At 33.4% G+C, this 12,290-nt stretch carries 13 protein-coding genes; 6 read left to right on the top strand and 7 right to left on the bottom strand.

The annotated features are described in order from the left end of the window. The first annotated feature begins 52 nt into the window (after positions 1–52). The gene (locus FLACOL7796_RS21485; RefSeq protein ID WP_173972842.1) at positions 53–2,851 is read left to right on the top strand and encodes an outer membrane beta-barrel family protein; all 2,799 of its coding nucleotides are present in this window, start codon (positions 53–55) and stop codon (positions 2,849–2,851) included. A gap of 4 nt (positions 2,852–2,855) precedes the next feature. Then, positions 2,856–3,638, top strand: a complete 783-nt coding sequence (locus FLACOL7796_RS21480) for a GLPGLI family protein (protein ID WP_173972841.1) — start codon at positions 2,856–2,858, stop codon at positions 3,636–3,638. Positions 3,639–3,906: 268 nt separating this feature from the next. Here FLACOL7796_RS21480 and FLACOL7796_RS21475 read toward each other — a convergent pair whose 3' ends face one another. The 4 genes from FLACOL7796_RS21475 to FLACOL7796_RS21460 all read right to left on the bottom strand — a co-directional run bounded on the left by FLACOL7796_RS21475 (position 3,907) and on the right by FLACOL7796_RS21460 (position 6,976). Further along, positions 3,907–4,329 carry an organic hydroperoxide resistance protein gene (locus FLACOL7796_RS21475; protein ID WP_173972840.1) on the bottom strand — a complete coding sequence of 141 codons (423 nt, stop codon included), beginning with the start codon at positions 4,327–4,329 and terminating at the stop codon, positions 3,907–3,909. Position 4,330: 1 nt separating this feature from the next. Next, the gene (locus FLACOL7796_RS21470) at positions 4,331–4,765 is read right to left on the bottom strand and encodes a MarR family winged helix-turn-helix transcriptional regulator (RefSeq protein ID WP_173972839.1); all 435 of its coding nucleotides are present in this window, start codon (positions 4,763–4,765) and stop codon (positions 4,331–4,333) included. Between the two features lie 30 nt (positions 4,766–4,795). Beyond that, a complete protein-coding gene (locus FLACOL7796_RS21465; protein WP_173972838.1) occupies positions 4,796–5,428 on the bottom strand; it encodes an NAD(P)H-dependent oxidoreductase in 633 nt (210 codons plus the stop codon). A 243-nt stretch (positions 5,429–5,671) separates the two neighbouring features. Next, positions 5,672–6,976, bottom strand: a complete 1,305-nt coding sequence (locus tag FLACOL7796_RS21460; RefSeq protein WP_173972837.1) for a M20/M25/M40 family metallo-hydrolase — start codon at positions 6,974–6,976, stop codon at positions 5,672–5,674. A 253-nt stretch (positions 6,977–7,229) separates the two neighbouring features. Between FLACOL7796_RS21460 and FLACOL7796_RS21455 the strand changes: the two genes are divergently transcribed. Continuing rightward, on the top strand, positions 7,230–7,388 hold the full coding sequence (locus tag FLACOL7796_RS21455; RefSeq protein WP_197913342.1) for a zinc-binding dehydrogenase: 159 nt from the start codon (positions 7,230–7,232) through the stop codon (positions 7,386–7,388). 42 nt (positions 7,389–7,430) lie between these two features. Here FLACOL7796_RS21455 and FLACOL7796_RS21450 read toward each other — a convergent pair whose 3' ends face one another. Then, positions 7,431–8,285: an AraC family transcriptional regulator gene (locus FLACOL7796_RS21450; RefSeq protein WP_173972836.1), complete on the bottom strand. Its 855-nt coding sequence runs from the start codon at positions 8,283–8,285 to the stop codon at positions 7,431–7,433. A gap of 193 nt (positions 8,286–8,478) precedes the next feature. Between FLACOL7796_RS21450 and FLACOL7796_RS21445 the strand changes: the two genes are divergently transcribed. Next, a complete protein-coding gene (locus FLACOL7796_RS21445; RefSeq protein WP_173972835.1) occupies positions 8,479–9,459 on the top strand; it encodes a zinc-dependent alcohol dehydrogenase family protein in 981 nt (326 codons plus the stop codon). Between the two features lie 41 nt (positions 9,460–9,500). After that, positions 9,501–10,220 carry a hypothetical protein gene (locus FLACOL7796_RS21440; RefSeq protein WP_173972834.1) on the top strand — a complete coding sequence of 240 codons (720 nt, stop codon included), beginning with the start codon at positions 9,501–9,503 and terminating at the stop codon, positions 10,218–10,220. A 129-nt stretch (positions 10,221–10,349) separates the two neighbouring features. On the opposite strand, the gene FLACOL7796_RS21435 is transcribed toward FLACOL7796_RS21440, so the two are convergent. After that, a complete protein-coding gene (locus FLACOL7796_RS21435) occupies positions 10,350–10,952 on the bottom strand; it encodes a DUF4468 domain-containing protein (protein ID WP_173972833.1) in 603 nt (200 codons plus the stop codon). Positions 10,953–11,233: 281 nt separating this feature from the next. Between FLACOL7796_RS21435 and FLACOL7796_RS21430 the strand changes: the two genes are divergently transcribed. Next, positions 11,234–11,644, top strand: coding sequence for a helix-turn-helix domain-containing protein (locus FLACOL7796_RS21430; RefSeq protein ID WP_173972832.1), 411 nt, complete (start codon positions 11,234–11,236; stop codon positions 11,642–11,644). Positions 11,645–11,814: 170 nt separating this feature from the next. Here the strand turns inward: FLACOL7796_RS21430 and FLACOL7796_RS21425 are convergent. Next, the coding region (locus tag FLACOL7796_RS21425; protein WP_232067431.1) for a hypothetical protein at positions 11,815–12,290 on the bottom strand (476 nt) is incomplete at its 5' end.

Below are 12,290 nucleotides of genomic sequence, written 5' to 3'. Positions count from 1 at the left end.
GAATATAATAGATCAATAATGCCTTTTTTCAAAAAAAAAACACAACCAATTAATGAAACAAACAATACTATTATTATGTTGCTTTCTTTTTTTATCAAATGCTTTACTGGCACAAAAATCAGGTACAGTTAAAGGATATGTAGCAGATACCATAAACAAATCTACTTTAACAAAAGCATCAGTTTCTTTGTTAAGAGCAAAAGATTCTGTTTTAGTAAAATTTACAAGAGCTAAAGAAAATGGTTCTTTTGAGTTGAATAATATTGAAGCCGGTAAATTTATTTTACTCGTTTCTTATCCTAAATATGCTGATTTTGTAGATCAATTTGCTATTGATTCGACACAGTTGATCAAAGATTATGGTAAAATTAATTTGGCTGATAAAGGACGAATATTATCCGAAATAATCATAAAAGGCAATAGAGCCGCCATGAAAATCAAAGGAGATACGTTAGAATTTGATCCAAAAGCATTTAAAATAGAGCCTAATGCAAAAGTGGAAGATCTGATAAAACAATTCCCTGGAATACAAATTGATAAGGATGGAAAAATCACCGCACAAGGCGAAACTGTAACCAAAGTTTTGGTTGATGGTGAAGAATTTTTTGGTGATGATCCTACTCTAGTTACAAAAAATCTGCGTGCAGACATGGTTGATAAAGTTCAATTGTACGACAAAAAAAGTGATCAGGCCGCTTTTACAGGGATTGATGATGGTCAGAAAACCAAAACTCTAAATGTTAAACTTAAAGAAGACAAAAAAAATGGTCATTTTGGGAAAGTAGAACTCGGAGGAGGAACTGACAATTTTTATAAAGGTCAGGCCATGTTTAATAAATTTTGGGATAAGAAAAAATTAGCCGCTTATGGTATTTTAGGCAATACAGGACAAGTAGGATTAGGATGGGGAGATAAAGATAAATATGGTCAAAGCAGTTATCAGGTAAGTGATGACGGCGGTATTAATTTTTCAAACAATGGAAATGATGAATTTGATAGTTGGGACGGACAATTTAATGGTGAAGGAATTCCGGTAACTCAAACCGGAGGAATACATTTTGACAATAAATGGAACAACGATAAAGAATCTATTAATGCAAATTACAAAATTGGCGATATCAAACTTTCAGGAGATCGTAATGATATTAACCAGCAAAATTTAAGTTCGAGCAGTATTTATAATACTTCAGACAAGAGTTTTGAGAAAAACATGACCAAAAACAAACTTGATCTGGCTTATGAAATTAAAATTGATACTACTTTAACTTTAAAATTAAATATTGATGGATTGTTTAAAAAGAGCAATTCAAGTGACGCAGAAATGCGAAAAGGTACTGACGAACAAGGTAACCAATTGAATAATTTGAAACAGACCAATACAAATGATGTTGATGATCAAACATTTAATATAAATACTTTATTAACCAAAAGACTTAAAAAAACGGGTCGAACATTATCTCTTAATTTAAGCCAATCCAGTACAAATAGCAAAAGTGATGGTTATTTAAATTCCAGGGCTGAATTTTTTACACCATCTGTAATTAGTCCGGATAGTACCAAGGTCGTCGATCAAAATAAAGTCAATAATATTACCAATACAGCTTTTAAATCGAATTTAATCTATACCGAACCGTTGTCTAAAAGTTTATCGTTAATTCTTAATTACGGATTCAATATAAGTAACGGAAAATCGGATCGTAAATCTTTTAATCAATCCGCAGATGGAAATTATAATGTTCTGGATTCAGTTTTTAGTAATAATTATGAACTAGACCAAACGATAAACCAATTGGGAGCGATTTTTAATTACAAAAAAAATAAAACTGTTTTTTCTTTTGGTTCTAAATTTAGCGGTGTCAACTTTAAACAGTACAATGTTTATACAGATGAAAATTTTACGCGAAAATTTGTCAACTACATGCCTCAGATCAATTATCAATACAATTTTAAACAAAGGGAAGCGCTGCGTTTGTCGTATAACGGAAACACCGATCAGCCAACATTAGAACAAATACAACCCATACGAAACAATCAAAACCAGTTGAATACGATTTTGGGTAATCCGGATTTAGATCCTTCTTTTAGAAATAATTTCAGAGGAAGTTATTATTCGTATAAAGTACTTAGCAATCAATATTTTTCGGTTAATGCAACGTACAATTTTACGATAAATCCAATAGTAAGTAATGTGGTTACAAATGACAGAGGAGAAAGTATTTCTCAATTTGTAAACCTAAAAGACAAAGCTACAACAGGTTATTTTTTGAATACTAATTTTGGTAAAACAATCAAAGCTATAGACATGAACGCAGGAATTGGTTTCAGCGCCAACAAAAATGTAAACTATAATTACATCAATACAAAACTGAATCAAACTAAAAATTCAAACTATTCCTTTAATCTAAACTTATCAAAGTATAAAGAAAAAAAATACAATTTTAATGCTAGCTTCGGACCTACTTATAACGTTGCTAATGCAAGCATCAACGAAAATAGTGATAGCGATGGCTGGGGTTTTAATGGAAATTTCTGGAGCAGTGTAGAATTACCTTTCAAACTAGAAATCAGCACAGATGGTAATTATCAATATAACGGAAAAACGCAAGTGATTCAGGAATCTTTTGAACGTTTTATCTGGAATGCATCTGTCACCAAGAAATTTTTAAAAGGAGATAATTTAAGAGTTTCTATAACGGGAAGAGATCTTTTGAACCAAAATGTTGGATTTAATCGTTCTGCCTTTAATGGAAATATCAACCAAAGTACCTACACCACTATCCAAAGATACTTTATGTTCTCTGTAAGCTGGGATTTCAGCAAAATGGGCGGAGGAGAAATTAAACAAAACTAAAACCATGAAAACAATACTAAATCGCATCTTAATTTTTATAATTGTATTGACAAGCTGCAATACTTTTGCGCAAAATGAGCACTTTGTACAAAATGGCGTAATCGAATTTGAGAAAAAATCGAATATGTATGCTTTGATTGCAAAAAAAATAAAAGGAGAAACTGATAGTTATTATCAGGCAGCTTTTGAAAGTTATAAAAAAACCAATACACAATTTAAAACTACAAAAAGTACTCTTAGTTTTTCAAAAAACAAGAGTTTGTACAAATGGGAAGAAACAAATCAACCCACAAGCAGCAATTGGATTTCTGACGATCCGATGGCTAATTTAAAAAATGTTATCGCTACAGATCTGGATACTCAAACCAGTATTACCCAAAAAAATGTTTACGACGATTTATACTTAGTTAAAGACAGCTTACGCAAAATTGACTGGAAAATTACTGATGAAACAAGAGATATTGCAGGTTATGAATGCCGCAGAGCAAATGCTATAGTTCTCGATTCTGTTTATGTTGTTGCGTATTACACTATTCAAATTCCATTTTCAGGAGGTCCTGAATCTTTTACAGGATTACCCGGAACAATTTTAGGATTGGCCATGCCTCATGAAAACATGACATGGTTTGCCACAAAAGTTACTGAAATTCCGGTAACCGAAAAAGATTTAGCTCCTCCGGTAAAAGGGAAGCCTACTGACAATAAAGAACTAAACAAAACACTTTTGGAAGCTTTAAAAAATTGGGGGAAATGGGCCAGAAAGACATTACAGGCTTACTCCTTGTAACTGGCTACTAAAACTTATTATACAAAGGCTATCTAAATGGTTCCTGAGACTTCCAGAATATATCAATGGATCCTCTAAACCAAATTGTTAAAGCTATTCAAAGACAGACCTTACATATAGTACGCCAATCTCTTGAAATCTTCCATAAAATTCATAGAAATTTGTCCAGTCGAGGTCACAAAATTAAAATCCCATTTCTAGCGAAATGGGATTTTTTTATGTCTTTTTCTGCATACATTAGCAGATTTATATCATTTAAAAAAAAATCTTAGTTATTGGTCACCGAAAGCTTAACTTCAATATTAGATCTTGTTGCATTTGAATAAGGACAAATCTGATGCGCTTTTTCTGTTAATTCATGTGCCTGTTCAATAGAGATTCCCGGAATATTCACATCCAGTTCTGCAGCAAGACCAAAACCGCCATCTTGATTCTGCCCGATACTCACTTGTGCAGTGACAGATGTTTCACCAGTTTCAATTTTAGATTTACTAATAATCAAATTCAGTGCACTGTCAAAGCATGCTGCATATCCTGCTGCGAAAAGCATTTCCGGATTTGTAAAGTCATCATTAGCTCCTCCTAAAGCTTTGGGCATCCTTACCTCAAGGTCTAAAATTCCGTTTTCACTTTTTACCTGTCCGTTTCTTCCGCCTTTTGCAGTAACGCTGGTTGTATATAATGTTTTCATTTTATTGCTGAATTTTATTTAAAATTTTCTGAACAGTCTCTTTGAGTTCGAATAGATCTTCTGTTGTTAGATTTAGTTTCTCCTTCATTTTTGCCGGAATTTCACAGGCTTTTTGCTGCAAATTTCTTCCTTGCTCAGCTAAAAAAACCTGAACAACTCTTTCATCTTCTTTTTTTCTTTCTCTAATGACAAAACCTTTAATTTCAAGTTTTTTTAGAAGTGGTGTTAAAGTCCCACTGTCGAGATACAGTTTTTCGCCTATCTGATTAACAGTCAAGCCATCCTTTTCCCAAAGCACCATCATCACAAGATACTGCGAGTAAGTAATATCAAGTACATTAAGAAATGGCCGGTATAAACCGATAATTTCTTTTGAGATAACATAAAGAGGAAAACAAAGTTGGTTTTCCAATTTGGGCGGGTGGTAATCTTCCATAGTTTAATGACAAAAAGTAGAATTCAAATACTATTTTCTGATAATAAATTCCTCCATAGGAATTCTAACTTTCTTCATATGGGAAAGCCAATCGTTTTCGATGTCTCTGTAACCCAGATATAAAAGCGTAACACTTTTTAGGCCTAATTCCCTAAGATCCAAAATCTCATCTACCACTTCATTGCTAAAACCTTCAGCCGGAGTAGAATCAATCTTCAATTCGGCTGCCTGAGCCATTGCCAAACCTAATGCAATATAGGTTTGTCTTGCTGTGTGCGCAAAATGCTGTTCAGGAGTTTGAGCTCCGTAGATTTGCTTGATCTGATCAGTATAACTACTGAAACGACCTCTTGGTAATTCTCTTACATCAGTGTGATGATCATAAACTTTATCGATTTTCTCATCAGAGTAACTGTCCCAGGCTGCAAAAACCAGTACATGAGAACAATCCCTCATAACTTCCGGGTTTAATGCACCTTTTACCATCTTCTCTTTCAATTCCTGATTTTCTACAACAATTATACGAAAAGGTTGTAAACCAGATGAAGTTGGAGCTAATCTTGCAGATTCTAAAATTTTATTTAAATCTTCTTCTGACACTTTTTTTGTTGAGTCGTATGCTTTTACGGCATGTCTCCAGTTTAAATCTTCTATTAATGACATTCTTTATTATTTTATAAATTAAACATCTGATTCTTAAAATTATTTGAATCAAAATAACCCTGCAAAGATACAGCATAATTAAATTGTATACAATTTAATTTTACAACATATATTTTTAACTTAATTCTAAAATATTTGTTTCAATTGATATTTTTATAGTACCTCAGAACAAAACAAATGATAAAAAAGCACTGAAAAACAATTATTTTCAGTGCTTTTTTGATTCTTTGTAATTTAATTATGTTATTTCAATTGAGTAGTATTTACTCTTGTTGGTGTATCTTTTCCGCTAATAATCGAAGAAGAACTTATTGCAATTGATTTTATTATTTGGGTCATATTATCAATATCTAACGATTCGAATTCATCATCTACTGTGTGATACGTTGGCTCATTATCCATTTTTGAAGTAGAAACGGTATGAGCAGGAACTCCCAGCCTGGCTAACGTAGCGTTGTCTGAGCGGTAAAATAATTGTTGGTCCGGATAAGGATCTGCATAAAATGTAAAATTTGTTCCTGCTAAATTAGTTTGTAAAATCTGCCCCATATTCGACTTTTCGAAACCTGTAATGTAAGCAGAGTTTTTGCCCCATTTAGATTCTGTTCCTATCATTTCGATATTGAACATCGCAATCACTTTTTCCGGCTCAAGCTGTTTAGAGAAATATTTGGCTCCATAACCACCTATTTCTTCCGCTACAAATGTGGTAAAAATAATAGTACGCTCGTTGTTATTTTGTTTTTTAAAATATTTCGCAAGCATAATTACTGCTGTTGTTCCGGCGGCATCATCATTAGCACCATTATAAATAGAATCTGTTGCAGAATGCGGAGCACCTTCTTCAGGAGAGCCTACTCCTAAATGATCATAATGTCCAGAAAAAATCACATACTCATTTGGTTTACTTTTCCCGGGTAATATTCCAACAACATTATTCAATGTTTTTTTGGAGATTACATTCGTTAATTCAACAGAAAAAGTAGTCGCTTCCAGGGTGCCAAAAACAAACATAACCGTATTGTTTCCGGGATTAGCATTTAATCGATCAATGTGTTGAATATTCGGTAAAACATTATCAAATGAAGCATCAACTAGTACCAAAAGATTTTTCGGACTTTTATAATATTCATTAAATTTCTCGCCAATGTTGTCCCCTTTATTAATTTTTACAATAGAAATGTCGCTTTTTTCGGTTAAAGAAACTTGAGGAACGTAGGAGAATGTTACCACTTGATTATTATTTATTTCTTTGCCATCAATAGTAATTTTTGAAGAAACTGATTTAGAGGCAGTAATCGAAAATTCTTGTTTGTAATTTGTTGCTGAATTGAAAGTTTGCAAACCAATTTGTTTAAACTCTGATTCTATAAAGGCTGATGCTTTGTCAATACCGGGAGTAAAAGTTCTCCTGCCCTGCATGTCATCAGCCGAAAGTATTTTCTCTATACGAGCTACTTCGCTGGTCGTAATAATTTTATCAATCGATTGCCCATGTACATTAAAACATTGGCTTAGAACAAACATACTTACAATAATTTTTTTCATATTTTACTTTTATAAATACTATTTTAGTTAAACCAAATGTACATTAATTATTCGCACAATTTAGAGTTCTGTCGCAGCTGTCAGAATCAAATATAAGAATTTAAGTAATTGAAAAGTGAGCCCGCCAATTTACAGAATGATTTAAACATAATTATCACTGGTTCAACTATTTTAATGTATATAAAAAGAATTTACAACCAGAACAGAACAACGAGTCCGAAGTTGGGAGACTTCGTGCAGCTGAGGAATTCAAGTGGGATCGAAAGCCACTTTTGAAGCCATGAACCGCGCTATCGAAATCAATAATATCCAGCCCATTGTAGATAAGGTGTACCTATTAGAGCAAATTAAAGAAGCTTTTCATTATCTGGATCAGGGCGGTCATTTCGGGAAAGTTGTCATCACCTTTTAACAAAACATAATCTTTTCTATTCGAAACGGAATGATCCGGTATTTAGTGCGTCTCTTTGATTTTACCATTTGTACGGTAACTCATCAAACTAATACCTTTACTCTTTCTAAAGAATTTATTCAAATGGCTTTTATCGGTAAAACCAAATTCGTCTGCAATTTCTTTTATTCGCATATTGCTCTGTAATAACCTGTTTTCAATAAGTTTCAATTTATAATTCAGTATATACTGCTGTAAAGATTCTCCTGTATGTTTTTTGAAATAACGCCCCAGATAAGTTGTGGATATACCAAAGGATTTGCTTATTGTTTCAACTTTTAATTGTTCCGGATAATAAATATTAGATTGGATGTGCTGAAGAATACGAACTACTTTTTCTTCACTGCTCTGATCTATATTTTCCGGAAAAACCGAAGATATATTTCTTGCAATAAAAACCAATAACGTATTGACAAGCTGTGCCACCAGTTCTTTATGATACAAATCGCTGTGAAGGTGCTCCCTGATCAGCATATCCATTAAATGTTTTACGGCTTGTTGATCGTCTTTGTTTTTTAAGATACTGCCCGGTTCATGTCTTGCATTTTGCAGAATCAGTTCTAATTGTTTTACCAATTCTTTTTCCTGCTTAGAAGATTGCACAAAAATATTGTTAAACCGGATAAAAAAGAATTGTGAAGTGGTTTCGATTTTAAAAATATGAGAATCATTTGGCGCTACAAGAAATAAATTACCTGGCAGATAATCACATTCTGCATCGTTAATGCACTGTTTTCCTGTACCTGAAACTATATAAATCAGTTCAAAAAAAGTATGCGAATGGCGCCCTCTCGGACACACATCCATAAATTCTTTTAGTACTAATTCAAACGGTTCCCGAAGATGGTCTTTTATCATAGTACAAATATACCTTAAAAAGGAGTACAAATAGAACTTTTAAAACGCTGAAAATATACTTTTTTCCCTATTCTCAGCTACAAAACCATCTTTACATAGTCGTATTAATACCCTATTATAGTGTATTATTACAACCAAAACCATTCAATACTGCCGAAATTTGTCTTATCAATTAATATTAAAAAATACTACAATGAAAGCACTTGTTTTAAAAGCATTTAATACTCCATACGAATTACAGGAATTAAACAAACCAATCGCGGGCAAAGGTCAGGTATTGGTAAAAATAAAGGCCAGCGCAATAAACCCACTCGATCTGAAAATTAAAAGCGGCCAGGCAGGTCATGCTCAGATTCAATTACCTGCTATTCTTGGTGTTGATCTTGCCGGAATAGTACAAACTGTAGGTGAAGGCGTAACCCAATTTAAGCCCGGTGATGAGGTATACGGAATGACAGGCGGCGTATCTGATTTGCCCGGTTCACTATCTGAATACGCAGCTGTTGATGCTGATTTGCTTGCTTTTAAACCGGTAAATCTATCGTTTAAAGAAGCAGCCAGTCTTCCTTTGGCATTTATAACAGCCTGGGAAGGATTGGCAGACAGAGCGAATATAAGCCCTGATAAAACCGTATTGATACACGGAGGCGCCGGTGGTGTGGGACATATCGCAGTACAAATTGCCGTGGCGAAAGGGGCAAAAGTTTATAGTACGGTTGATCCGGATAAAAATCAGATAATCGAGCAATACGGCGCTGTACCTATAGATTATAAAAACCTTTCTGCAGAAGCTTATGTAGATTTATATACAGATGGTGATGGCTTTGATATCATATTAGATACCGTTGGCGGCAGCGTTTTAGATGATTCTTTCAAAGCATCAAAAAGATATACCGGTCATGTATTGAGTATGCTTGGATGGGGTACGCACAGCCTCGCACCGTTATCCTTTCGCGGAGCGACTTATTCAGGAATTTTTACATTATATCCTTTATTGTCCGGCAAGAATCGCGCTCATCACGGAGCAGTTTTACAGGAAGCCACCAAACTGGCAGAAGCTGGAAAGTTAAAACCATTGGTTGATTCGCATCATTATACCTTAAATACTGTAACTAATGCCTATGAGGCGATGGAACAGCGTACTAATACAGGAAAAGTAGTTATTAGTATTTAATCATGCCTTTTAAAAATCATAACAAATAAAACAATCTATTAATGAAAGACTTATTGACTAAAATTATCGAAGCTCATGGCGGACTCAAGCGCTGGCTGCAATTCAATACAATACAGGTGGAAATGGTGAGCGGCGGAAAACTTTTTGATTTAAAAGAATTTCCGCAGGATTCTACACCGCGACAAATGACAGCCTATTTGCACAAGCAGCAGGCATCTATGCAGCCTTTTGGTGCAGCTAATCAAAAGACCCATTTTACTCCAGAACGTATTTCCATTGAAACGGTAGAAGGAAAAGTATTGTCTGAACGAATTGATACTCCGGCAAACATCCACAAGCACATGGCAGCAGAGAAATGGGACGCACTCGACCGGGCGTATTTCAACGGTTATGCCATGTGGATGTATCTTACTACTCCCTTTTTTATGCTGATGCCTGGCTTTGAGGTTACCGAAACCGAAGCGTGGCAGGAAGGAAACGAAACCTGGCAAGGGCTTAAAGTAACATTTCCTCCTGAATTAGCAAGTCATTGCCCTACACAATATTTTTATTTTGGCGAAGATTATCTGCTCAGAAGACTGGACTATGAAATTGACATAGCAGGAACATTCAATGCCGCACAATATGTTTCTGATTTTGTTGAAGTACAAGGTATTAAACTGCCAACAAAAAGAAGGGCCTATAAACGTGACGCCACTGGTAAACCAATACTCGATGAACTAATGGTAGCAATAGACTTAAGTGATATCCGTCTTACTTAAAAGTATATAATAACTAATAATTTCTAACGGTAACAACCTGATATCAAGCGGCATGCTAACATGCCGCTTGATAAATCCTCTTAGTAAAAATTATAAAAAATTTTAAATTTAAATTGGTGTAAATACTTATTACCAGTTATTTATCTTTTTAGATTTTTCGATAATTTGTTTTAAAACCGAATTGAAATGATTCTCTAATCCGCTGGAAGCATCTTCTAAAAGAAGTTTTCCGTTTTTATCATAAATAGCAACTCTATCCTTATCTCCTTTTACAAGTTTTAGAATAGCCCAACCACTACTGCCCCAGCCGCTTGTAGGTCTGTAAGTTCCTTCATACCATCTTTTGCATTCGAAAGTGGGACTGTTTATTCGAATTTTACCGTCTTTAAAAAGAAAAGATAACGTATAAGATAAGTCATATTTATAAATTCCTTTTCCAAAACCTCCGGCGCTATGTTTTATCGTTAGAGCATTTTCTTCATACGCTGTCAAACTAATACTTTCCCCTTCTACTACATTTAGCCCTTTTTGCGGATTACTGTACAATGAATTAATAGCATTTAATACATTCTTATACAAATTGTTTTGTTTTACGTTCGGCACATCAACTACTGTATAATCACTATTGTCGTTGGATACAAAACCCTGAGGAGTTAGTTTAAAATATTGAGCGAAACTTAGCTGCGTAACAAGCAGAAGTATGACAATGCTATATGTTTTTGTAATATTCATAAGTTGTAGAAATTCGAGGTTATTATTAAATACAGCATTATCTGCCGTTTGATTCAAACAAATTTACTCTGAGGCGATACGGAAAACAATACCTGATTTCATGGTTATTTCATTCGAAAGGCAGATATAATACCAAAAAACATTGGAGTAAAATATAAACATAACTGGTATAATATCTGATAAAAAGGATGTTTTACGGGATATTTTTTTATCTTTGAAATTCAGGATTTTTTATCCAAATGGCTTTATCTTTGAGCCTTTAGAAAAAATTGATATTCGTTATGGAACAGAAAATACATCAGGGAAGAAACGTAAAACGTTTTAGAGAAATGCTTAACATAAAGCAGGAAGCATTAGCTTATGATCTGGGCGAAGATTGGAACCAAAAGAAAATTTCTATGCTGGAGCAGAAAGATGTAATTGAAGACAATCTGCTGAAACAAATTTCGGCTGTATTAAAAATTCCTGTTGAAGCTTTTCAGAATTTTGATGAAGAGCAAGCGATCAATATTATTTCTAATACTTTTACAAGTAATGATACATCAACATTAAATGCAATTAACCCACATTGTACATTTAATCCAATTGACAAAATTGTTCAATTATATGATGAAAAAATTGCGTTATATGAGCGTATGTTGAAAGAGAAAGATGAGATGATGGTGAGGCTTGAGAAATTGATTAATAGATAATTATTTGTAAAGAAATATTATTTTAGAAAGAGACTTTTGAGGTCTCTTTTTTTGTTCTTGAACTAAAGGGTTTGGATCTTAATTAGGTCCATAATTTAGATTTGTCGTATTATTTCAAATACAAAACTAACTTTCATTAAGCAAATTATGCAAATCTATTATAGAAGCTGTTACATGCTGTTTTTTTTATTTAGCATCTTTTGAACTATCATTCGATTTAGCTCTGTCCATTTTTCAATATCTCCCGTAGCAATAATTACTTTTTCATTTTGTTTATTACTATAATATTTTAATGTTGAGCCAATTGATTTTTCATCGGTATAAAAAAAGACAGCAAAATCAATTAACATTAACAAATGTGCTTTTTCTCCTGAATTAAATGCTGTAAAGATTCCTCTTGATTGTTTATTTCTAGCAATTGGTTTTATTAAACAAAAATGATAAGAAGGATATTTGATATTGTTTTCGATATTTTCTAATAGTTCTTTATGAGTTGTTTTCAAATTGTCATTTAAAAAAACTCTTAATTCTTCCTCAACTTTGTCATCAATATGATATTTCTCAAATTCATTTAATTTCGATATAGAACTTCTCCAAACTAAGGAATAAATAAAAAGTTTAAACATTGTTGGTTTGATATTTTTAC

It is taken from the genome of Flavobacterium bizetiae, from assembly GCF_902804475.1.
In the GTDB taxonomy this organism is placed as follows: domain Bacteria; phylum Bacteroidota; class Bacteroidia; order Flavobacteriales; family Flavobacteriaceae; genus Flavobacterium; species Flavobacterium bizetiae.
Note: the sequence above shows the minus strand (reverse complement) of the source record. Positions and strands in the feature narration are given on the sequence as shown.